The 24,271-nt window shown below is 40.0% G+C and carries 20 protein-coding genes and 1 tRNA gene; all 21 read right to left on the bottom strand.

The window, feature by feature from the left end:
• Window positions 1–146: 146 nt before the first annotated feature.
• The 21 genes from smc to licA all read right to left on the bottom strand — a co-directional run bounded on the left by smc (window position 147) and on the right by licA (window position 24,262).
• The gene (gene smc, locus HT691_RS07960; RefSeq protein ID WP_023933069.1) at window positions 147–3,686 is read right to left on the bottom strand and encodes a chromosome segregation protein SMC; all 3,540 of its coding nucleotides are present in this window, start codon (window positions 3,684–3,686) and stop codon (window positions 147–149) included.
• A complete protein-coding gene (gene rnc / locus HT691_RS07955; RefSeq protein ID WP_000661487.1) occupies window positions 3,677–4,375 on the bottom strand; it encodes a ribonuclease III in 699 nt (232 codons plus the stop codon). The genes smc and rnc overlap by 10 nt, the downstream gene beginning before the upstream one ends.
• Before the next feature lie 182 nt (window positions 4,376–4,557).
• A tRNA-Arg gene (locus HT691_RS07950) sits at window positions 4,558–4,629 on the bottom strand.
• 66 nt (window positions 4,630–4,695) lie between these two features.
• Window positions 4,696–5,682 carry a GMP reductase gene (locus HT691_RS07945; protein WP_023933066.1) on the bottom strand — a complete coding sequence of 329 codons (987 nt, stop codon included), beginning with the start codon at window positions 5,680–5,682 and terminating at the stop codon, window positions 4,696–4,698.
• 174 nt (window positions 5,683–5,856) lie between these two features.
• Complete coding sequence (locus HT691_RS07940; RefSeq protein WP_031243442.1) at window positions 5,857–7,170, bottom strand: McrC family protein; 1,314 nt, start codon at window positions 7,168–7,170, stop codon at window positions 5,857–5,859.
• On the bottom strand, window positions 7,157–8,890 hold the full coding sequence (locus HT691_RS07935; protein WP_023938603.1) for an McrB family protein: 1,734 nt from the start codon (window positions 8,888–8,890) through the stop codon (window positions 7,157–7,159). The genes HT691_RS07940 and HT691_RS07935 overlap by 14 nt, the downstream gene beginning before the upstream one ends.
• A gap of 156 nt (window positions 8,891–9,046) precedes the next feature.
• Window positions 9,047–9,826, bottom strand: coding sequence for a Sua5/YciO/YrdC/YwlC family protein (locus tag HT691_RS07930; protein ID WP_000160496.1), 780 nt, complete (start codon window positions 9,824–9,826; stop codon window positions 9,047–9,049).
• Window positions 9,827–9,853: 27 nt separating this feature from the next.
• On the bottom strand, window positions 9,854–10,447 hold the full coding sequence (leuD, locus tag HT691_RS07925) for a 3-isopropylmalate dehydratase small subunit (protein ID WP_023933062.1): 594 nt from the start codon (window positions 10,445–10,447) through the stop codon (window positions 9,854–9,856).
• A 9-nt stretch (window positions 10,448–10,456) separates the two neighbouring features.
• Complete coding sequence (gene leuC, locus HT691_RS07920) at window positions 10,457–11,839, bottom strand: 3-isopropylmalate dehydratase large subunit (RefSeq protein ID WP_050208154.1); 1,383 nt, start codon at window positions 11,837–11,839, stop codon at window positions 10,457–10,459.
• Between the two features lie 3 nt (window positions 11,840–11,842).
• A complete protein-coding gene (locus HT691_RS07915) occupies window positions 11,843–12,112 on the bottom strand; it encodes a DUF1294 domain-containing protein (RefSeq protein WP_050208156.1) in 270 nt (89 codons plus the stop codon).
• Window positions 12,109–13,146, bottom strand: a complete 1,038-nt coding sequence (gene leuB / locus HT691_RS07910) for a 3-isopropylmalate dehydrogenase (RefSeq protein WP_023933058.1) — start codon at window positions 13,144–13,146, stop codon at window positions 12,109–12,111. The genes HT691_RS07915 and leuB overlap by 4 nt, the downstream gene beginning before the upstream one ends.
• Before the next feature lie 11 nt (window positions 13,147–13,157).
• Complete coding sequence (locus HT691_RS07905) at window positions 13,158–14,720, bottom strand: 2-isopropylmalate synthase (protein WP_172925324.1); 1,563 nt, start codon at window positions 14,718–14,720, stop codon at window positions 13,158–13,160.
• A 314-nt stretch (window positions 14,721–15,034) separates the two neighbouring features.
• On the bottom strand, window positions 15,035–15,691 hold the full coding sequence (locus tag HT691_RS07900) for an MmcQ/YjbR family DNA-binding protein (RefSeq protein ID WP_138706190.1): 657 nt from the start codon (window positions 15,689–15,691) through the stop codon (window positions 15,035–15,037).
• 43 nt (window positions 15,692–15,734) lie between these two features.
• A complete protein-coding gene (locus HT691_RS07895) occupies window positions 15,735–16,367 on the bottom strand; it encodes a copper homeostasis protein CutC (RefSeq protein ID WP_023933054.1) in 633 nt (210 codons plus the stop codon).
• A gap of 93 nt (window positions 16,368–16,460) precedes the next feature.
• Window positions 16,461–16,820: a YbaN family protein gene (locus HT691_RS07890; RefSeq protein WP_054392652.1), complete on the bottom strand. Its 360-nt coding sequence runs from the start codon at window positions 16,818–16,820 to the stop codon at window positions 16,461–16,463.
• Between the two features lie 105 nt (window positions 16,821–16,925).
• Window positions 16,926–19,013 (bottom strand): type I DNA topoisomerase, encoded by a 2,088-nt coding sequence (gene topA, locus HT691_RS07885; protein ID WP_054392654.1) that lies wholly within the window; start codon window positions 19,011–19,013, stop codon window positions 16,926–16,928.
• Window positions 19,014–19,178: 165 nt separating this feature from the next.
• The gene (locus HT691_RS07880; RefSeq protein ID WP_007284808.1) at window positions 19,179–20,222 is read right to left on the bottom strand and encodes a TIGR00341 family protein; all 1,044 of its coding nucleotides are present in this window, start codon (window positions 20,220–20,222) and stop codon (window positions 19,179–19,181) included.
• 655 nt (window positions 20,223–20,877) lie between these two features.
• On the bottom strand, window positions 20,878–21,726 hold the full coding sequence (dprA, locus tag HT691_RS07875; protein ID WP_172925323.1) for a DNA-processing protein DprA: 849 nt from the start codon (window positions 21,724–21,726) through the stop codon (window positions 20,878–20,880).
• A gap of 97 nt (window positions 21,727–21,823) precedes the next feature.
• Window positions 21,824–22,513 (bottom strand): sugar phosphate nucleotidyltransferase, encoded by a 690-nt coding sequence (locus HT691_RS07870; RefSeq protein WP_000643965.1) that lies wholly within the window; start codon window positions 22,511–22,513, stop codon window positions 21,824–21,826.
• A gap of 11 nt (window positions 22,514–22,524) precedes the next feature.
• Entirely contained in the window at window positions 22,525–23,403 is an 879-nt protein-coding gene (locus tag HT691_RS07865) for a DMT family transporter (protein WP_023933048.1), read from the bottom strand.
• A complete protein-coding gene (gene licA / locus HT691_RS07860) occupies window positions 23,393–24,262 on the bottom strand; it encodes a choline kinase LicA (protein WP_023933046.1) in 870 nt (289 codons plus the stop codon). Before licA ends, HT691_RS07865 begins: the two co-directional genes overlap by 11 nt.
• Between the last annotated feature and the right edge of the window lie 9 nt (window positions 24,263–24,271).

The following is a 24,271-nucleotide window of genomic DNA, read 5'->3' as shown; positions in this document are numbered from 1 at the left end:
CCATAAACTCACAACATCTCTAATGATTTTACCCTAATAGCAATAGACAGTTAAAAAGCCCTGAAATCAGCTAAATTTCAAGGCTTTCTTTATATGCTATTGTATCAATTTACTTATTCCGATTTCTGTTGCTACTAGTTTAATTGTCATCCTTCAATACTTTCTAAATCTTTTAACTTAACCGAAACAATTTTTGAGACACCTGATTCTTGCATGGTCACTCCATAGATAGAATCAGCCGCTGCCATGGTTCCCTTACGGTGGGTCACAACTATAAACTGGCTATCCTTGTCAAATCGATTGAGGTAATCTCCAAAGCGTTTAACATTAGCTTCGTCCAGCGCAGCTTCCACCTCATCCAAGATAACAAATGGAATGGTCTTGACACGGATAATGGAGAAGAGCAAGGCAAGAGCTGATAAGGCTTTTTCCCCACCACTCATGAGATTAAGCGACTGGATTTTCTTTCCTGGTGGTTGGACTGAAATCTCAACCCCAGCTGTCAGCAAGTCTCCTTCAGTCAAAATCAGGTCAGCCTGACCTCCGCCAAACATCTGCTTGAAGGTCACTTTAAAGGACTCACGAATAGCCTCAAAGGTTGATTTAAAGCGTTCCTTAACCTCATCATTCATCTCTGTGATAGTCTCAAGAAGCAGATTTTTCGCTGACAAAATGTCATCTCGCTGGCTATTGAGGAAATCCAGACGATTGTGAACTTCTTCATACTGGTCAATAGCTTCCAAGTTGACAGGACCCAGCGAGCGAATAGCCTTCTCTAAATCCTTAACCTCTTGCTCTGTCAGATTGAGATTTTCCAACTCATGTGCCTTTTCGATAGCTTCTGTATAGCTAATCTGGTACTGGTCTGTTAATTGGCTTTGTAGATGACGCAAACGCTCGCTGACCTTTTCTTTTTCGGCTTCAGCACGTGTTTGCTTGCGAATCCATTCCTCATTCTGCTGGCGAGCCTGATCCAAATGACTAGCAATATCATCCAGTTGACCTTCAATATCATCTAATTCAAACTGCTTACGAATCAAACCTTGTTGGAGGTTTGTTTTCTGCATTTTGGCTTCTTCGGCCTGTTGACTGAGCAATTCTGTATCAACCTTCTCCAGATTATCAACCTTTTCTTGAAGAAGGCGCTGGATTTCCTCTTGTTCGATATTCAGATTATCCAATTCCTTGCCTAGACGGTCAATATCAGCCACTTCATAACGTTTTTGCCCTTGCAGTTCTGTCTTAAGCAGGCGAGCTTGCGCTAGCTCTTCCTGCAAGTTTTGATAGCGTTCTTGGATGGCGTTTTTATTAGACTTAATTTCTTCAATCTCAGCTTCCAGATTTTGCTTATCACTGGCGATTGTAGCAAGGCGCTCTTGGCATTTTTCCTTATCTGCTTGCCAATCTCCGTCAGAAAGACGATCTAATTCCTCTTCTTGGAGTTTCCAAAGAGTTTCTAACTCTTCAACTTGCTGACTGATTTGCTGATAGGCGAGGGACAAGCCTTGCTCCTGAATACGAGTCTGCTCCCCTTGAGATTTGATGGCTTCTAATGATTCGGTCAATCTAGCCATCTCATCTTGCAAGGACTTCAAAGTCGCTTCTTCTGAACGCAAACTTGCTTCTTCTTCAACAATTTCTTTTTGTAATTGCTCCAGTTCTGGCTTGATAAAAATACTGTTATTTTGGCGATTGGCACCACCCGCATAGGAACCACCTGTACGAAGCTCTGTCCCATCTAGTGTCACCATGCGCACCTGATAACGAACCTGGCGCGCTGCTGCACGCGCATGTTCTACGGTATCAAAGATAGCCGTCGTAGCTAGCAAATTCTTGAAAATAGCTTCCAGTCTAGTATCGAATGTCACCAACTCATCTGCCATGCCCAGAAATCCCAGACTTGCAGCGATAGCACCTTGGTTCTGACTAGAAATCGTACGCGCCTTGATCGTTGTCAAAGGAAGGAAGGTTGCACGACCTGCTCTGTTTCGTTTGAGGAAATCAATCGCCTTAGTCGCCGCGTTCTCATCTTCTACAATGATGTGCTGACTGCTTGCTCCAAGCGCAATTTCCAAGGCAGTTTGATAATGCACATCAAAGGTCAGGTGCTCACTAACAGCACCAATAATACCACCAAGGCGGACTTTTTCTTGGAGAACAGTCTTAACACCTGCATAAAAGTTACTGTGATTTCTAAGGATATTTTCCAAACTTTGAGCTCTGGCCTGCTTGTTTTTGAGATTATCCAGACGGTCAAATAGTTGACTTTGTTGAGCTTGATAGGAAGATTTCTGCTCCTCTTGCTCCTTGGCAATAGCTTGATAGTCAGCCAATAATTTTTGAACCTGCTCCTTAGCAGTTTCAAGCTCCGCCTTTTGCTGACTAGCCTTCTCTTTAGCTGTAGCCAGCTGTTCTTTGAGTTTTTGTAATTGATCTGCTTGTTTTTGAGAAAGCTGACGACTATTTTCCAACTCATTCTCGATGCGGGTCAGTTGGTTTGAGACATCCGCTTCTTCTTGTAAAAGAGCTACAAAGCGTTCGCGTAAGAGCTCAATCATTTGATCAGGATCATCTGAAAAAGCTAGCAATTCAGCTTCTAAACGATTGAGTTTTTGATTATTTTGGACTAGATTTTCCTCTAACAGAGCTAAAGAGCTTTCTTTATCAGATTTTTCTTGGCTGAGTAAATTTCTCTTATCCTCCAAAGCAGCCAAACGAGCTTGTGCTTCCTGTTGATTGAGGGCTACTTGCTCAGATTCTAATTTCGATAGGGCTAATTTTCTCTCTAAATCACTAATCAGACTGGTCAAATCCATCAAACTGCCTTGGTCTTTAGCCATTTCAGCCTGTAAATCTTGGCGTTGCTTTTTAAGAGTTTGATTTTCTTCTTCTAATTTTTCACGCTTTTGGTAATAGCTTGTCAAGAGTTCCTGAACCTGTACCAACTCTTCTTCTGTCGACTCTAGTTCAGACTTATTTTCCTTGATTTGAGCAACAAGGACATCCAAGTAAATAGCCTTGCGTTGACCTTCCAAATCTAAAAACTTACGAGCATTTTCTGCTTGCTTCTCAAGAGGCTTGATTTGATTATCCAACTCATAGATAATGTCCTCTAAGCGGTCTAGATTATCCTGAGTTTGTTGCAATTTGCTCTCAGTCTCTTTTCTACGAGTTTTGTATTTCAAAACTCCAGCAGCCTCTTCAAAAATAGCTCTGCGTTCTTCAGGCTTGGAGTTGAAAATTTCCTCAACCTTCCCTTGGGAAATGATAGAGAAGGAATCTCGTCCCAATCCAGTATCCAAGAAAAGATCATGAATATCACGCAGACGGACTTTCTTGCCGTCAATCTTGTATTCGCTATCTCCACTACGATAGATATGACGTTCTACCCTGATTTCTTGGCCTGCATCCTTGATAAATCCGTCATGATTATCCAGAGTCACAACTACAGAAGCATAATTGAGCGGTTTGCGACTTTCGGTCCCAGCAAAGATGACATCCGGCATCTTGCCCCCACGGAGACTCTTGACACTTGACTCCCCCAAGGCCCAACGCAGACTTTCTGTAATATTGGACTTTCCAGATCCATTGGGTCCAACAACTGCCGTCACACCTTGGTCAAAAACGACCTTGGTCTTATCAGCAAAAGACTTGAACCCCTGAATTTCGATTTCCTTTAAATACATGAATCCAGCCCCTTCTCAACGGCATTTTTGGCAGCTTCCTGCTCTGCTAATTTCTTAGAACGACCTTGGCCTTGACCGATGCTCTTACCTTCAACAAGAACTTCTACATCAAAGACCTTATCGTGAGCAGGCCCTGTTTCAGAAATCACCTGATAACGAATAGCCACATCACCATTGACCTGAAGTAACTCTTGGAGATGGGTTTTATAGTCTGTAATCATCTCAAATTCGCCTGCTTCAACCTTAGGAATCATGACTTGATAGATAAATTCCTTGACCTTGGCCACATCCTTATCCAAAAGAAGGGCACCAAGAAAGGCTTCAAAAGCATCACCAAGAATGGTGTCACGATTACGACCACCAGATTTTTCTTCCCCTTTACCCAACTTGATAAACTGGTCAAACTGGCAATCACGCGCAAAACCAGCTAAACTCTCCTCACGGACAATCATAGCACGGAGTTTTGATAGGTCACCTTCAGGCTTTTTAGGATATTTTTTATATAGATATTCTGAAATCAATAACTGTAGAACAGCGTCTCCTAAAAATTCCAAGCGTTCATTGTGTGAAATTTTTAAGAGGCGGTGCTCATTGGCATAACTCGTATGAGTAAAGGCAGTTTCCAGTAAATTTTTGTCTGCAAATTCGATTGCAAAATGATTCTTTAGTACAGTTTGTAATTCTTTCATACCAACCTCTTTCTAACTGATAATAGTCCTTTTTATTATATCAAAAAAAGCCCCCTGAGTCACTCTAAAACGGGACTGGAAAGCATTTGGGAATTCTTTAGACAGAGATTCTCAGTTTTAGCGGCAAATTTGGGTCAGGATAAAGAAAAAAGCCCTATTAAAGGCTTTTTAGGATGTTTACATCCACCCTGAGGGAATCGAACCCCCATCTCAAGAACCGGAATCTTACGTGATATCCATTACACTAAGGGTGGAAACTTGTTTTATTATAACAAAAATTTGCTCTAATAACAAGTTTTTTTCTGGTCAGATGGCCCGTCTTAGTGGGAAGCATCCCCATTCCAGATAGAGTTTTTCACGATAACATAATCAACGTGTTTAAGGTCAGCAACCTGACGTCCACCTGCGTATGAAATGGCACTTTGAAGGTCTTGTTCCATCTCCGTTAAAGTATCTTGCAGATGACCTTTGGCAGGAAGCAAGATGCGTTTGCCCTCCACATTTTTGTAAGCACCTTTTTGGTATTGGGAAGCTGAACCATAGTATTCTTTGAATTGTTCACCATCGACTTCAATCGTTTTCCCTGGACTTTCGATGTGTCCTGCAAAGAGGGAACCAATCATGACCATGTTAGCACCGAAGCGGATAGACTTGGCAATATCGCCGTGAGTACGAATTCCTCCATCAGCGATAATCGGTTTACGGGCAGCCTTGGCACACCAACGGAGAGCAGCCAACTGCCAACCACCTGTACCAAAACCTGTCTTGACCTTGGTGATACAAACCTTACCAGGACCAATTCCGACCTTAGTGGCATCCGCACCAGCATTTTCCAATTCACGCACAGCTTCTGGTGTTCCCACATTTCCTGCAATAACAAAAGTATCTGGTAATTCTTTCTTGATGTGTTGAATCATAGAAATCACGCTATCCGCATGACCATGGGCAATATCAATCGTGATGTACTCAGGAGCATCAGCCTTGAGCTGGCTAACAAAATCATACTCATAGTCCTTAACACCGACAGAGATAGAGGCAATAAGCCCTTGCTCATGCATTCGTTTAATAAAAGGAATGCGTCCTGCCTCATCAAAACGGTGCATAATGTAGAAGTAACCACCTTTAGCCAGTTGCTCTGCTACATTTTCATCCAAAATCGTCTGCATATTAGCTGGCACAACAGGTAGTTTAAAGGTGTGATTTCCTAAAGTGACACTTGTATCCGCTTCTGCACGGCTTTTAATCACACATTTATTTGGAATCAATTGAATATCTTCGTAATCAAAAATGGGAAATTCATTTAACATATCGATGTCTCGTTTCTTTTGTAATGACCTACCTATGCTCTCGCATCACTACGCCTTTTCCGACGTTTCCTTAATCAATTATAAAACAAAGTAAGGTTTTTGTCAAATTATTTTATAAATTAAAATATATCGTTCGGTTTTTATTGTGTAAATAACAAAAGAAAGGAGAGATTATTATCTCCCCAGTTCTTTAGTAATATTACTTTTAAATATTTCTTCGGAGTTTTCCAGCATTTCACAAAATTCACGATAAGATGAAGACTTCTGAGGAATTTGGATAGACCATTTCTTCAACAAAGCTCCATAACCTGCTAGCTTTCCTATCTCATTATCAACAACCTTGTCCTTGCTCGGAAAAACAAGACCAGCCTTCTCAGCTTTTAAAATATAAGAATAGGAAATCAACTGGAACAAGTCCTCACGGTTAATTCCTTTTTCAGTATCTTCAAGCTTTTTATATTTAGCGTCTAACATAATTTTTAAATCTCTATTATAGAAATCTGGATAAACTTTTCGTTCTCGACTAGAAAATACTGAAATTCCGTCCGTCTTATCTTTATTTCGTGGATGGATGAAACCTTTTGGCAACAAGGTGTAAACATACTCTTCCCAAAGCCAGGCAACATCAAAGAGAATACCATAGATTTTTTGATCTTGATACCCTAAACCGTGCTTTTCTTGGTTTAGGATCATCAGACAAAGTTCTTGTAACTTTCTGTACTCGTGAAAGTATGCATGACGTATAGGTTTAGATTGATTTCCCCGAATAATCTTAGCACGATCAGCTAGTTTATAAGAGGGCGTTACACGCACGATTTCAGATACGTTTTCACGACTAGTTGAGAGATTATCTAGTACCCCTTGACCAATGCTTTTCTGATTCTTAATGTATTCAATAGTGTGACGGACCAACTGCATGAGGGGATTATCATAGGTGAACTCTCTCGTTGTGTAGGCAATATTTCCCGTGAAAGGAAGATTTTTCTTGAGATGGTTTCTTACATCAATCACTCCCTTAACATGACTGTCGTTATGAGAAAATCTCTGGTATTCCTTATAAAGACCTTTTCGAATAGCAGCTTGTAGATACTTGGGGAAGAGATACATCAAAAGTTGATAAAGCCTCTCTTCACGAGACAAAGCAACATCTAAACTAGTGAGATTGATATGAAGAACCTTGTTTAAGAGATAATGCAAAAAATGGTCATTACTCTCATCAGAAAATCGTGAGGAAATCGTTAATCTTTCCTGACCATATCCAAGAAAACCAATCACGTTCCCTGTCTTGATTTTCTGATTGACTGTTTCAAAAATCTTTTGGTCCTTATCCAAATCAGGAGTATGAGTCAAATCATTTGGAAAAATGAAAATACGTTCATCTTGGGATAGACTTTCCAAGGTTCTGTCTAAAAGAAGATTGCTTAGTTTAGGATATTCTTCAACAAATTTTTCTTTAATAATCTTGTGTTGATTATCAGTAATCCGCATCATCGTTTTCATCGCCTTCATTGTCATCAGCTACTGCCTGATCTTTTTGCTCATTATTTGTCAGTTCAAATGCTTTTTTCAAAGTTTCCAAAGTTTCAACCTCATCATAATAACCTCGCAAGTAGTCTTCTAGGAGAGGCTTAATATAATCAGACCAGAGTAATTCATAGTCAAAATCTACATCCTTCAACTTAAGAAAATAACTTGGTCCAATATGATAATGACTGTTTAATTCCTGAACATTTTCGATAGCAGCGTTCAAGTTTCTTAGACGAATTTTTGCTTCTTCTGCATGGATATTCAGCTCTTTATCCAACATGCCAACTTGACCCTCGGCAGTAACTTCAACAAAACGAAAACGACGACGCATAGCAAAATCAAAGGTATCCACTGAACGATCAATATCATTCATAGTTCCGATGATGTAAACATTTTCGGGGATATAGAACTTTTCATCAGTTTCGTGTAGATTTGCATATTGGGTAGAAACACTTCCTTTTTCACCACGATAGTCAGGGTCGATAGAGAAAAAGAGTTCGCCAAAAATCTTAGAAATCTCCCCACGATTGATTTCATCGATGATGAAGACGAATTTCTTATCAGTATCAATTTCTATTGGGGAAACATAGTCTTTCAAACCAAATCTCTTTCTCAATGTTTCTAGGACAGTTTTTCCACCACTTTTGTAGTATTCTTGCTTATTATAATTTTTATCTTTATACAACTCGTAAACATATTTGCTAGGTAGTGACCATCCTGGAACACCACTATCATAATTTACTGACAAATTTTGTCTACTATTAACAGATAAGTAAGATGTTTTTGTTATATATTCTTTTTCTTCAGCAACATTTATATATTCTAAGTAAGAATCCCAAGCCTCATCAAAATTATCTTGTCCTCCAATCAATTGGGTTTCTTTTGCTTTCTGACAAAAATCTTTAAAAATACCGTCCTGTAGCCTAAACTCAATAGCTCCATCCCCATTTGATACTGGTCTTAAACCTTCTACAAAATCCGTATAATCATAAGATGGATGAAACTGTACAAAGCCGATTTGCTCCTCATGACCTTCCGTTAACTCTTTAGCAATTTCTTTAGCAAGATAAGTTTTTCCCGTCCCCGGTGCACCACGGAGGATGAGGTTTTTGGATTTTCTTAATATACCACTATAATTAAATAAAAAATCATTCCTTAACATAGTTTCACTTTCTAATTTTTTATACTTTTTCCAATTAGGATGATTCAAAAAATAGTCATAGTCTTGAATTATGATTTCATCACTTGCAGCAAATTTTATTAACTGGTTAGTCTCTTTAGTTCGATACTTAATATCTGATGGAAACCATATTGTTTCTTGCCCCGTAAAGAAAAACCACTCCCTCTCTATATACTCTTTTTTCCAATCAACAATAATGGTATGCCCATCATCTAAAACCTCTTTAACAGTCGCCATTCCACGAATTTTCATCACAGAAACCTTTAAATCATCTTTCTTTACAAAAGGTAAATTCTTCTTTTTGACATATGTGGATTTAGCAAATAAAACGTCACCTGGTTTAATTTTATTAAACAACTTTAACATTTTTTGATACTGTTTATTTTCCTCGTTGTTATGCCATCCTAATTCCCACTTTCCTTCTTTCCTGAAATATTCAAGATAATCATCATCACCAAATCTTGTACCAACAAAAAAGTAATTATTTTGTTTACTGTTCATTTGAATACTCCTTTAATTTACTTTCACAAGTAAGTTCTATTAATATATAGCTCATCTCTAGCATATCATATCCTATAGAAAAAGAAAAGAATTTCTAAAGAAAAAGCCTAGTGTAGAGTGGAGTATTCCCTCTTAACACTAGACTTCTTTTTTATCCTAATAATACTCGCCCTGACGGTAATCCCATGAGTTAAAGGTATCTGACAGGTGCATCATAATCTTATCAATGTCAAGCCCTTTACGGATTACAACTGGAGCTGGTGAAGTTGATCGTGCTCCCCCTTGTTCTGGGATGAGTTTGCCATCTTTATCGACCATAGACACCATCACACCTTGCTCGTAGCGAGTTTCAATCGTTTTGTCAGGTTGGATGGATGCCACATAGTCGTCTGCTTCGATGACAAGGTCTACTGCTCCTTCGATACGTTCTCCGATACCTTCTACCTTACCACGGTTTCCTTTTCCAGATGGGTTTGCAGATGAAGCGTAAACCATTTTGCCTTCTTCCCAAAGTTTGGCAGCCAATTGTTCACCAGCTTTTCCAAATTTGATAACAAAACAGCTAGTACCACGCACGTCAGTCATAAGCTCTTCACGACCATCCCCATAAGCTTTGAGTTTCTCAAAGGCTTCTGGTTTCCAAGGAAGGATACAACCAAGAAGAATATCTTCATCCCAATGTTTTTGGTAGAAGGCTTCAATTTCTGGGTTGAGTTGTGCTAAAGCGCGAAGCTCGTCCATGCTACCGCAGAGAACAACACCTGGTTTGTTACGGTTACGTTCTTTAGCTTCAAACTTACGTTCAAGACCTGCCTTGTCACTAGTCATGATGATGTAACCAACTTTAGTAGGGCAAACGATACATCCACCCTCACCTTTTAAAATATCATAGCCTTCTTGTGAAAGTGTTCCCTTCCATTGAATGTGTTTTGTCATAGTTCTATTTCCTTTTCTATTTTTCTTCTAATCCTGCCAGTAGGCTGGTCGTTGTTTTTCATAAGCAGCAATCAAATCTTCATACTGCAAGGTAATACCAATATCATCCAAACCATTTAAGAGTTTGTGTTTCCATTCGCTATCAATTTCAAACGTGAATTCTCCAACTGGTGAGATGATTTTTTGTTGTTCCAAGTCCACAGTTACCTGGTCACTTGGTTGTAGCTGAGCTAGTTTCTCTCTAACCTCTCTGGGCTGAACAATAGGCAACATACCATTATTGAGTTCATTATTGTAATGAATATCACCGAAAGACCCCGCAATCACGACCTTAAAACCATAGTCCGCTAGAGCCCAAGCAGCGTGTTCCCTCGAAGACCCTGCGCCGAAGTTATCCCCTGAAATGAGAATACTGGCTTTGCGATATTCAGGTCGGTTAAAGACAAAGTCTGGGTCCTCAGTATAGAGATCATCCAGATAACGCCAAGCATACATAAGGTACTTACCAAAGCCTTTTTTATCAATTAACTTGAGAAACTGCTTGGGTAGGATTTGGTCGGTGTCGATGTTATCATTCATAAGAGGAACGGTCGTTCCTGTATAAACTGTGAATTTCTCCATATCCTCTCCTTACTGGGCCTCTGGCATTTGCCGAACATCTACAAAGCGCCCTGCAATAGCTGCTGCTGCTGCCATGGCTGGACTGCAGAGGTGGGTCTTAGCACCAAACCCCTGTCTGTCTTCAAAGTTGCGGTTGCTTGTTGAGGCGCAGTGAACGCCATCTGGAACCTTATCAGGATTCATCCCTAGGCACATAGAGCAACCTGGGTCTCTCCACTCAAAACCAGCATCTAGAAAGACCTTGTCCAAGCCCAACTTCTCAGCCGCTCGTTTGACAGGACGAGAGCCTGGAACCACGATAGCCGTTAAGTTGGGAGCAATTTTCTTTCCTTTGACAAATCGCGCAGCCAGTTGCAAGTCACTGAGACGAGCATTGGTACAAGAACCGATAAAGATATAGCCTAGTTCAATATCCGCTGGCTTTTGACCTGGTTCCAAGTCCATGTAGTTGTAGGCTCGCTCATCATTCATGTCCTTAATTTCTGGGAAGCTACTGTCAAAGTCAACACCCATAGCAGGATTGGTCCCCCAGGTCACCATGGGAGCCAAGTCTGAGACATCCATCTGGATAACCTTATCGTAAACAGCATCCTCATCACTGACAATTGTTTTCCAATCAGCCACAGCCTCTTCAAAGTCCTCTGGAACACACTCCCGTCCCTTGAGATAATCATAGGTGGTTTGATCCGGATTCATGATTCCCATCTTAGATCCAAACTCGATGGACATATTGCAGATGGTCATTCGCTCTTCCATGCTCAGTGCATCAATCGCTTGTCCACGATATTCCACAACGTAGCCGACACCGCAAGCAACGCCGTACTTGGCAATCAAGGCTAAAATGTAATCCTTGGAATAAACTCCTTTTTGAGGAACACCTGTAAATTCCACCAGCATTTTCTTGGGTTTGACCTGCCAGAGGGTCTGGGTAGCAAAGACATGTTCGACCTCACTGGTTCCAATTCCAAAGGCGATCGCTCCGAAAGCCCCGTGGGTTGCTGTATGGCTATCCCCACAGACTATGAATTTCCCTGGTTGGGTTCGTCCTGTTTCTGGACCAACCATGTGTACGATCCCTTGTTTTTCAGAACCGTGGGCAGCATGTTCAATCCCAAACTCCTCAACATTTTCAGCCAGCTTATCAATTTGTGCCTTAGAAATCACATCTCGAATATCGTAGATATTGACCGTCGGGACATTGTGATCAAAGGTTCCAAATGTCAAGTCTGGTCGTCTCAATCTGCGACCTGCATCTCGCAAACCTTGAAAGGCTTGAGGACTGGTCACCTCGTGGATATAGTGCTGGTCCACATACATGAGTTGGGGCTGCCCCTCTTCTCCTGTGATGACATGACGGTCCCATAATTTATCAAAAATCGATTTTCCTGCCATCCATTACCTCCAAATAACATATAAGGCTACTAGTGTAGTCACCATCCCAAGAAACCAAACTGTTTTAAAGTACCATTTTCGAGTCTTATGGTGAAAAGTGATTCCTGCTAACCAAGCACCAAAACCACCACAAGAAAGGGCTAAAATGAGTAAGATTTTCTCTGGAATGCGCCAAGCTCTTCTCCTTGCCTTAGATTTGTCAATACCATAAATCAAGAAAACCATGACATTCCAAATCAAAAGGACTAGAGTAATTTTTTCGTCTAACTTCATAACCTTGCAATAATAGCTTCCGTCATTTCCTTGGTCGAAGCCTGTCCCCCTATATCTCTTGTTAAAACACCAGCTGCCAAACTTGCCTCAACAGCACGCTCGATACGCTCTGCATCCTCATAACGTCCAAAACTGTCTCTCAGCATCATGGCCACTGATAAAATCATGGAGATAGGATTGGCAATTCCTTGACCAGCAATATCAGGTGCTGAACCGTGAATAGGTTCATAGAGACTTGGTCCATTTTCAGAATGACTGGCTGATGGCATAACCCCAAGTGTGCCAGATAGAACGCTTGATTCATCCGAGAGAATATCTCCGAAAAGATTTTCTGTCACGATGACATCAAACTTGGCAGGATTGGTAATCATGAGCATGGCAGCTGAGTCCACTAACTGGTGTTCCAAGGTTACATCTGGGAAATTCTGTGAGACCTTCTCAGATACTTTCCGCCAGAGTTTTGAGGTCGCCAACACATTTTGCTTATCGATACTAGTAACGATTTTTCTGCGATTTCTTGCAATTTCAAAGGCTTTGCGAATAATCTGCTCCACTTCCTCATAGCTATAGTCGTTGATATCACGCGCTTTTCTTTCTTCAAGGATATGATCCCCAAAGTAAATCCCGCCTGTCAACTCCCGCACAACGACAAAGTCCACCCCAGCAATTCGTTCTGATTTTAGTGGTGACAAATGCTTGAGACTGTCAAAGATTTTTACAGGGCGAATATTAGCGTAAAGATTGAGTTCCTTACGGAGAGCTAGCAAGCCTTGTTCAGGCCGAACCGTTTCACTATCATACTGGGGACTACCGATAGCCGCTAGGAGAATGGCATCTGCTTCACGACATACCTTGAGGGTTTCATCAGGTAAGGGATGCCCTGCAGCATCAATACCTGCACCTCCAAAAGGTCGTTTGTCTATTTCATAGACAAAGCCTGTTTTTTTAGCTAGAGCCTCCAGGACCTCTAAACCAGCCTCCATGATTTCTGGGCCAATTCCGTCCCCTGCTAAAGCTACTATTTTCTTTGTCATAGCCTTCTCCTTTACACACTAGGCATATCGCGATAGGAAACGCTAGGTCCCATCTCACCAGCATTCTCTTTTTGAACAAAGGTATTAGCGTTTATATAGGCAATAGCTGAAGCCTTCAACACATCGAAATCAAGGCCTGCTGCGTTAAAGATGGTTTCTGTATCTCTGTTTTCAACAGTGACCAAGACCCGAGCCTGGGCATCAATTCCATCTGTCACAGCATCAATGGTATAGGACACCAAGCAGACGGATTGGTTAAAGAATTTGTCGATAGCGTTAAAAATCGCTTCAACGGAACCTTGCCCTGTTGCATTAAATTCGACCTTCTCACCATCCATATTAGCCAGACTAACGAGTGCTTCAATGTCATTATCTGCATGGGTTTGCAGTTGTAAATCATCAAAGTGGAAGCCTTCTGGATTTTCAACCATAGTTCCAGCTACCAGCGCACGAATATCTGCATCTGTGATTTCTTGCTTCTTGTCTGCTAGCGCCTTGAACTTAGCAAAGAGTGGTTTGATATCCTCTTCTGTAAAATCTAGGGCCAATTCTCTCAGTTTCTCGACAAAGGCATGGCGACCAGACAATTTTCCAAGTGGGAGGCTATTACTCTTAACACCGACTAATTCAGGGGTGATGATTTCATAGGTAAGAGGATTTTTAAGGACTCCGTCTTGGTGAATACCAGATTCGTGAGAAAAGGCATTACCACCAACGACGGCCTTGTTTTTAGGAACTGGGATACCTGAGAAGCGAGAAACCATTTCTGACGTATTGATGGTCTCATTTAGGACAATACTGGTTTCTGCTTGGTAGTAATCTTGGCGAATATTGAGGGCTACTGCTACTTCTTCCAAAGCAGCATTTCCAGCTCTCTCACCAATACCATTGATGGTTCCTTCAACACGTCCTGCCCCATTCTTGACGGCAGCAAGGCTATTTGCCACTGCCATTCCAAGGTCATCGTGGCAGTGAGGCGAATAGATAATCTGACGATCCGTCTTGACATTCTCAATCAAGTATTTGAAGATAGCACCGTACTCCTCTGGCGTGGTAAATCCAACCGTATCAGGGATATTGATATAAGACGCCCCTGCATCAACCGCTGTTTGAACAACTTGTAAGAGGAAATCCAACTCTGTTCTAGTCGCATCCTCAGGAGAGAATTCGACCACTTCAAACTTAGAACGGGCATAAGAAACATGCTCCTTAATAGCTTCCAAAATCTCTTCCTTGCTCTTATTGAGCTTATACTTACGATGAATGGGACTGGTAGCGATAAAGACGTGAACTTGTGGATACTTGGCGTCCTTTAGGGCCTCGTAACAAGCATCAATATCAGACTTGACAGAGCGGGCCAGACCAGTTACCGCCGTTTTCTTCAAGGCCTTAGCAATCTCCTGCACTGCTGTGAATGAATCAGGACTCGCCGCCGGAAAACCAGCTTCAATGGCTGAAATACCCCATTTCTCAAGCTGCCTTGCTATGGCAATTTTTTCTTTGATTGAAAAGTTAACACCGGGTGTCTGCTCTCCATCCCGAAGGCTGGTATCTAGAAATTCAACTGTTCGCATAAGATTTCCCCTTTTCCAAATGTGATTTTAAAAAAAACATCTCGCTCAGAAACCCAAGCGAGATGTTGATTTACTCCCGCTTGGTAAGCCAAACAGGACTAATGCTTTTTGCACTAGCCCGAGTACCTCAACAACAAAGCAAATTGATTAAACTTAGCTGTTTTCATGTTTGACTTTCTCCTTCGTTTGATATCTTGTTAAGTATTTTAGCATAGGCAAAAGCACTTGTCAAGAAAAAATCAAATATTTTCTGAAAATTTCTTCAGTAGAGAATATTTAGCTAATTGAAAGTTCTTGAAAATCCTTGAAATGTTTCATTTTTTAGAGGTTAAGTTCCAACTTTTTTCTATCAATTCCAGTACCATTTCATCTGACAACGTATCATCAAAAGCCACACTAATCCAGTAACGTTTGTTCATATGAAAAGCTGGATAAATGCCCTTTTGTGAAAGCAGGTCCACTACTTGATCATGTTTGAGATTGACTGCTTCGACTAAACCTTCTCTACCCTTTTCCAGCTTATCCCAAGAGATTTTCATCAAGACGGCATACCACTTTTGATTTCCTTCATGTCTTAACACTGCCGTATCAGGAGATTTCTCCCACAGATATTCCAACTGATTACCATATTTTTCCTGAACCTGATTCATGATACGCTTAGTCTGAGGACAGATAAAATCCTGCACATCAAAACAAGCCTTCCGAATCTGGTAAAGAATCTCCAGACAAGTCTCACGGACACTTGCAACAAAACTTCCTTTAAAACTTTCCATATGAACTTGAGGATAGAGGTCGCCCGTTTCCTGATCAAAGACTTGAAAACTCACATTATCAGCAGTGATGGACACAGTCATGACAAAGTCACCCTGCAAAATCTGGCAACTATAGGTCCAGACTCCCCCATTTTTTGCAAAACCATAGGCATGAGCTTTTTCTTTATTAAACTGATAGGATTTAAAAATTTCAAACATAAGTGAAAACTGCTACCCAAAGCTAGCAGTTCCTTTCTATTTTTTAAAAGACAACCTTGGTTCCGTGCAATTGTGTCACACCTAGCTGGTTGATAAAGGTTTGACGGTTGTCCAAGTCAATCCCCCCGCCTGGTAAAATTTCAATTTTACCTTTAGCATGTTCCAAAATTCTGTGATAGTGAGCCAAACGTTTTTCTAAGGAGTCACCAGACACACCAGCACGAGTTAGGATACGAGTGACACCGGCTTGGCTGAGCCAGTCAATAGCCTCCAACTGCTCTTCATCACTCAATTCATCAAAGGCCATGTGGAAGACAATTTCCATTCCTTTTGATGCAGCAATTAACTTTTCAAGATTAGGCTTATCCAACTTCTTATCAGCAGTTAAAGCCCCAAATACAACCCCTTGACTTCCAGCCTGAGCAGTCAACCGAATGTCTTCTAGCATAATAGCAATTTCTAGGTCATTATAGACAAAGTCTCCACCACGTGGACGAATCATGGTCATGATGGTCGTATCATAGTTAGCTGCCAATTCAACCGCTGCCTTGGTCACTCCATAGCTGGGAGTTGTACCACCAACTGCAAGATTATCACAGAGTTCGATTCGACGAGCTCCAGCCTGCATCGCTTTTTCAAGCAAGGTCACATTTTCAGCACAAAATTCGTAAATCATTTGATTCTCCTTGAAGATTACTTTGAATTTATTATATCATATTATTGTGAATATGCTTTCAATTTTATCAAGGGAAATAGTTACAAATTTTACTTATTCTTTGTCTGGAATAACCTTAAAGAGATAATAGGTGATAAAGATGGTCAAAGCACCCAGACTGATTTTGACTGGTAAGAGAGGGGCAAAATAAATGGAAATTCCCATCAAGATGTAGATAGAAACGATGATTTTTTTCTTACGTTCACGCGCAATGGACTTTGTTTCTCGAAAATCAGCTACATATGCTTGATAGAGCTTGGTATGATAAAGCCAATCTTCGAAGCGCTTGGAACTTCTGGAGAAACAAGCAATAGACAACAAAAGGAAAGGCGTTGTCGGCAACAAGGGTAAAACTACCCCAACAATAGCCAAGGCCAGTGATAAAAAACCAATTATCAGATAGATAAGACGCATAACTTCTCCTAGTTAAAATAATCTTCTTCTAGTTTCGCATAAAATGATGAATTTTGTCAAGTACTAATCAAAAAGAGCCTGAAATTCACTTTCAGGACTCTCTTCTTATTTAATCTTTTCTTCTTCGTAGTCACCCTTGCTACAAACAACCTGCTTGCCACCACCACGGACTTTTTTCTCCATGAGGAAGTTGCCACATTTTGGACAGTCACGACCAACAGGCTTATCCCAAGAAGTAAATTCACATTCTGGATAGCGATTGCAACCATAGAAAAGGCGATTGCGTTTGGTTTTTCGCTCAATGATTTGTCCCTGATGACAACTTGGACACTCAACACCAATCTCTTTCACAATTGCTTGGGTATGACGGCAATCTGGGAAATTGCTACAAGCGTAGAACTTACCAAAACGACCAAGTTTAATGACCATTGGACTGCCACACACTTCACAGTCAAATCCAGCTGGTTCATCCTTAATCTGGATTTTTTCCATTTCTTCTTCAGCCTTGGCAACCTCTTTAGAGAATGGTTTGTAAAAGGCATCAATGACACGTTGCCACTGCTCTTTTCCGACTTCGACATCATCCAGTTTGCCTTCCATTTCAGCTGTGAAGGTTACGTTTACGATATCTGGGAAATATTCAACGATGAGCTTGTTAACAATTTCTCCCAACTCTGTTGGTTCAAAACGTTTGGCTGCAAGGCGAACATAATAACGTTTCTGAATAGTTTCAATGGTTGGTGCGTAGGTGGACGGACGTCCAACCCCATTTTCCTCCAAGGTCTTGATCAAGGTCGCTTCAGAATAACGAGCAGGCGGTTGAGTGAAATGTTGCTCTGGTTTGCTATTGACCTGCTTAACCACATCTCCAACAGCCATATCTGGTAACATCTTATTCTTATCAGAATCATTATAAATAGCAAGATAACCATCAAACTTAACCTGACTACCATTAGCAACAAATTGAACCCCATTTTGAGACAATTTAACAGCCATGGTATCAAAGACAGCAGCCGTCATCTGACTCGCTACAAAACGATTCCAGATAAGAGTATAAAGCTTGAGCTGATCCTTGTCCAGATACTTAGCAATACTTTCAGGTGTATTAAAAACACTAGACGGGCGAATAGCCTCGTGGGCATCCTGAGCACCTGAAGCGTTTTTGACCTTGCTACCATGCTTAGAATACTTGCTACCAAAACGGTCTGTAATGAAACTTGCTGCTTCGTTCTGTGCCACTGGACTGATACGAGTCGAATCAGTACGCATATAGGTAATCAAACCTTGCACACCAGAACCGATATTGATCCCTTCATAGAGCTGTTGGGCAACCATCATGGTTTTTCGAGTACGGAAGTTAATTTTATTGGCAGCATCCATCTGCATAGATGAAGTGGTATAGGGTAATGGAGCATTGCGCTTGCGCTCTTTCTTATCTACCTGATCCACTGAAAAATCTTTGCTAGTCAGACGAGACAAGACTTCCTTGACCTCATCATTGCTAGTCAGTTTCAACTTTTTGCCGTCTACTCCATAGAAGGAAGCCTGAAATTGCTTGGTTCCCTTTTTAAAGACAGCATCAATTGTCCAGTATTCTTCTGGCTGGAAGGCATTGATTTCATTCTCACGATCAATGATGAGTTTAAGCGCAATAGACTGAACGCGACCTGCTGACAAGCCCTTCTTGACCTTCTTCCACAAAATAGGCGAAATCGAATAGCCTACCAAGCGGTCTAGGACACGACGAGCCTGTTGGGCATCGACCAAGTCCATATCAATCTTACGAGGTTCTTTAAAAGCATTTTTGACAGCATCTTTGGTGATTTCATTGAAGACCACACGGTTAGCATCATTTTCATCCAAGTTGAGAATATGGGCCAAATGCCAAGAAATCGCTTCTCCTTCACGGTCCGGGTCACTCGCCAGAAAAACTTTATTAGCTTTTTTAGCTTCTTTTTTCAAGTCATTGATAAGAGGGCCTTTTCCTCGGATATTGATATATTGCGGTTCATAATTATTTTCAATATCGACGGACATACTGGATTTCTTCAAATCACGGATATGCCCGACACTGGCTAAAACCTTGTAGTTTCTGCCTAGATATTTTTCAATCGTCTTGGCCTTAGCAGGCGACTCCACGATGACTAGATTTTTTTTAACTGTTGATTTTTTCTTTTTTGTTGCCGTAGCCACAGTATCACACCTTTTCAAAGTAATAAACTTTATAAAGTGTAAACCATTTTTTGAACCCTGTCAAGACTTAGCTACTATAATAGAAGAAAAGTTTATACTTAAGACTTCAGTCTTCCTTTGATATACATAGAAGACTCACGAGAAAAACCAGCTATTCTCAAGAAATTATTGTTCCTCAGACTCTGTATCAAATTTATTGGCTTTTTCCTTTTCTTTTGCTTCCTTATCCTTGATATACTGGAAGAAATACTCCACCAGTTCTTCCTTACTAAGTTGTTCTGAATCAGACAATTGGGAAACTTGAACAGAAACATCACTTAAACCATAGTCACCTCTCTTACTGGAAATCATATCGAGTTCTTCTTCTGTCAAATAATTTCCTGAAATGGTTAGCTTTAGGGTATGAGTCTTTTTAGAATAGATTTTTTTCAAAATATTATGCCCCTGAAATTGCTCTGATATAAATTTCTTAAGGGACTCTTTTTTCAACGTTTCTCTCACTAAAGTCGTTGCAGAGATAAAACTCGGAATCATCAGCAAAACAGCAACTAGAAGCAAAATCCTGCGCATTTTAGAGTCTTCTTCATTATCTTTAAAATAATGTTTCTTAACCATCATCAACCTAACACCTATATAAGTCGCAATGACAATAAAGCTACAATTGATGAGGAATAGGTAAGAGGAGCCTATGATAAATTTTAGATTAGCAGAAGCAATAGCATAACCTACTGTACAAAGAGGAGGCATCAAGGCGGTTGCAATAGCAACACCAGGAACAATATTATTGGTCTCTTTTTTCCTAGCACCAATAATACCTGCTATCCCTCCTACAAAAGCAATGAGAACATCCCAAATAGTCGGAGAGGTTCTAGCAACAATCTCCGAACTAGCATACGAAATGGGAGAAAGATAAAAATAAAGTGTTGAAGCTATTAGACTGGCAAGAATTTGAATAGCTAATATTTTAAAAGATTTTCTTAACAATTTAAAATCAAATATAGCTAGAGAGAGCCCCACTCCCAGAATAGGTGTCATCAAAGGAGAGATTAACATGGCTCCAATAATCACGGGAGTCGAATCCATATTTAATCCGATAGAGGCGATAAGCATGGCACATAGTAAAATCGCTAAATCACTTCTGGAAAGTTCTAATTCTTCATATATTTTATTTCTAAATTCTATCAACGAATACAGTTTATTATTTGTCACAAATATCTTCCTTTCCCAGCTAACTAGTCGCTAATACTCTTCGAAAATCTCTTCAANNTTTCATTGAGTATAAAATCCTAACAAACTCAATACTTTAGTAGTCTGATATGCCAATCTCATGAGGTCTTTTTATCATTTTCCATCATATCCTGACGCAAATGTCTACTGATGTCTCTCATCAGTTTCATTTCTAGTAAATGAAAATCAAACTCGGAAGCTCACCGTAGCTTGCTCAAAACACAGCAAGACAAAGCTGATGACGTAAAAAGATTTTCGAAGAGTGTCATCATCAATTTCAGACCATTTTTTATAATAACCATTTTATTTTTATCTGTCAAGGTCTTTGAATTCTTTCTTAAACAAGCCTTGTAATCTCTACTTTTGAAGAATTTATTTTTCCTTACTGGCAATACTTGAGACGATACAGCTCCCTGATAATAAGCTGACCAAGATTAGTCACAAGCAACTCTCCTTTCTCAATTACACTAAATTGCTTTCCTTCCTCTGAGAAAAATCCTCTACTCTACTAATCCACTTAGAAAAAACGCATATTATCAAGTGTTAAAAACTTGCTAATATCCGTTTTATTATGGAAATGTTGGGTTCATTTTCTCTTAAAATTGATTTTTTCTTAGAATTCTAGCTTAGGTCATTTTTAAAATTCAAATTCTGCAAGAACATCCTGCCCACTGGTGACCAATTTTGCTCCTTCTTGAATCAAATGATGGCAACCGTCTGATAGTCCATCTAAAATGCTACCAGGTATAGCAAAAACATCGCGTCCTTCTTCCATTGCTCGCTCACAGGTAATGAGACTCCCCGAGCGCATCTTAGCCTCTGCTACAATCACGCCACGGCAAAGTCCAGCAATGATGCGATTACGGGCAAGAAAATGAAATTTCAGAGGTTGTTCGCCAGGTCCATATTCACTGAGAACCAGATGATCATTGCCGATGTAGTCTTGCAAACGTTTATTGGCTTTAGGATAAAACACATCCAGTCCTGTTCCAATCACTGCAATGGTTTTTCCGCCATTTTGAAGAGCTGCCATATGAGCTGCTGTGTCAATGCCCTTGGCTAATCCACTGACGATAACCAGTTCATTTTCCAATCCCTGAATGACTTTTTCAACTGACTTAGCTCCCTGTTTGCTACAAGCGCGACTTCCTACGACTGCTACCTTCGGGAATTTCAGGAGGTCAAGATTTCCCTTGTAAAATAAAAGTACAGGTGCATCGTATATTTCACTCAAATCCCAAGGATAACAGTCGTCTAAAATAGAGAAAGATGGAAATTTTTGAAACTCCTTCTCCAAATGCGCATCATCTATCTGAAAATAACGTTCCATAAAAACGGCTGGATTACGGCAACCTGATATATCTGCAATATCACCTAACAACAGTTCTTGATCAACATTTTCACCGTATTCTAGGACTGTCAAAATCTGTTGATTGGTCAAACCTGATTTTTTTAACTTATAGATTTCATAGTTTGTGATTTTCATAAATAACTCCATTTCTTTATCTACTCATCTATCTATTCGTAAAAGTTCGTAAAAAATCAAAAAAACATCCGACTATTTTAGTCAGATGTTGGAATCTTTAATTTTCGTTTTTAAGAATTTCTTCTAATTTATGATAGTCTTGGACACTATCGATCTCATAGATGCTATTGCCTTCTAATTCTTCAACATAGACATCTAGCTCTTTGATATTATCCTTAACCATATTGTCCCAATAGAGATCAACAAATTCACCACTTGCATAAGCCTTGTCGATAAAGCTGACAATCTTTTCTGCAGTTGGAGCATCCCAGAAGGATACACCACTAAGGATGCGACCTGCCTTGCTATCAACAATAATGTCTTGAACCTTGTAGTCATCTCCATAGACCAAGAACCATTCGTTGGTACAATCTTCACGATAAACACTAAAATAAGTCGAACGAGTCAAATCATTGCGGAACATATTTTTAAAGAGGTAGTTATCTGCATCAATAACATAGCTGTTGGCCAATTCTTCTTTTACAAGATAGAGAGAGTAAAAGTTATTGTAATCAGCGTATTTATCATTGAAAACGAGGCGAACTCCGTATTTCTCTTTTAAGTAATCGAATTGTTCTTTAAGATAACCAACGATGATGATGATGTCATTGATTCCTTTTTCTTTGAGAAACTCAATTTGGTATTCAATCAAAGGTTTTTGATTAACCTGAACCAAGGCTTTAGGGGTATTTTCAGTCATAGGACGCAAGCGAGTTCCCAATCCCGCTGCTAAGATAATGGCTTTCACACGAATCTCCTTTATTCTTTAATAATAATATAAACTCCAGCAATGACGACAAGTGACGTCATAATGGTCAGCATATCTAGCGGTGCACCCCAAAAAACAACTGCAAACAAGACCGTCCATACTACATAGCTCACGTTCAAGCCTGTAGCCTTGGCTGGTTGCAAGCGATTGATAGCGATATAATAAGCCAAGTAGGAAATCATATCAAAGGCTGCAAAAACAATCATGAGACCTAGCAATTGTCCATTGGCTACTGCAGTAAATGACTGATGAGAGAAGAGCACAATCACAAGATAGGACAAGAACGAAGTCACTTGACGGATTAAGAGGGCTTCGATTTCACTCAGTTCACTTTCCATAGCAAAGGAGCTAAGAACACTCTCACTTCCCCATGCAATAGCACAAACCAAAGCACAGAAAATCCCAATGTAGAAGGAATTAACCTGTTCAACCTTATAAGTTTGAGCAATAATCCCTCCAATAATCAAGACAATCCCAAACACAGTATTTTTCGAAATCTTGTGCTTCAAAAAGAAGAAAGCCAATAAAACTGAAATCGCAGGGTAAATAGCCGATACAGATGAAGCTAAGGAACTTCCGATATACTTAACTGCGTAAAGATTGGCCTGCATACCGATAGGGCCTGCTAGCAAGGCTCCGATGATAACACTGACATTGCGAATATTTAAGAAAATTGAGAGGCGAACTTTCCCTTCTTTTACCAAGAGAAAAGCTAGTAAGATAAAGATGCTCAAAAAATCATGAGCTGCAGCCACCACAAAGGGTGACAAATCTGTAAAAATCGAAAAGATATAAGCACTAACCGTTAGACCCAAACCCCAGAAAATACCTGAAAGTAGACCAAAAGAAACTCCATTTTTATTTTTCATCTGAACCTCCATAAGAAGCCAAACCTTTAACAGCTCTTTGGTAACGACTCACACCATAGTCACCAAAATCTGCACCTTGCTCTTCTTTGTAGACTGTCCATAGACTCCAAATAGTATCTTGTAAAATTTTATAAATGGCAATCTTTTCACGAGAGACAGGTGTTTGGTCACTCTCATAGTGAGACAAGAAGGCTTCTTCCTCTTGACGAGTGAATTCAGACTCTAAGAAGAGAGCAGCCAAATCCCACATTGGATCATTCATTGATGAATATTCCCAGTCAATCAGATAAAGTCGTCCTTGAGGTGATTCGATAAAGTTTTCAGGCACCAAATCGATATGACAAGATTTTCTGTCAACACCTAAGTCAGCCAGTCTTTTCTCTAAGGAGAAGACTTCTTCTCGAACAGCTTCATAGTTGGCATAAGGGATTTTCTCTTCAATCAAGGATTCGTATTTTTTGATTTCTTCAAAAGGAACAAATTCTCCTCTTAATTCCTTGCCAGAAGCATGAATAGTTTGTAATATTGGAGCAATTTTATCGAGTTTGGTCTTGATTGACCTTGAATCAAGCGTAATCGCAGATTCGATATACTCATTTACTTTGATACCAGCTTCAATATCAAAAAGATAATTTTTTACATCTAAGTCTAAATCCTTTAGTAGTTCAAGATTGTACTTTTCATCTTGACGATTGATAAGCTTTTCTGTCCCTTTACCAAAGAACTTAACAATGTATTGCTTATTTGTTGTTTTGACCAAATAGTTTTGATTGGTCATTCCCCCCAGTTGTTCAACACTGAGGATTTCCTCTTCTTGACTAAGTAGGGAAGAAATTTTTTCTTTAATGATTTTCTCCACAATTAACCT

Origin of the sequence: Streptococcus sp. 477, assembly GCF_013277295.1 — a bacterium.
Classification (GTDB): domain Bacteria; phylum Bacillota; class Bacilli; order Lactobacillales; family Streptococcaceae; genus Streptococcus; species Streptococcus pseudopneumoniae.
The sequence above is the reverse complement of the archived record's forward strand: the minus strand, read 5'-3'. Positions and strand labels throughout refer to the sequence as shown.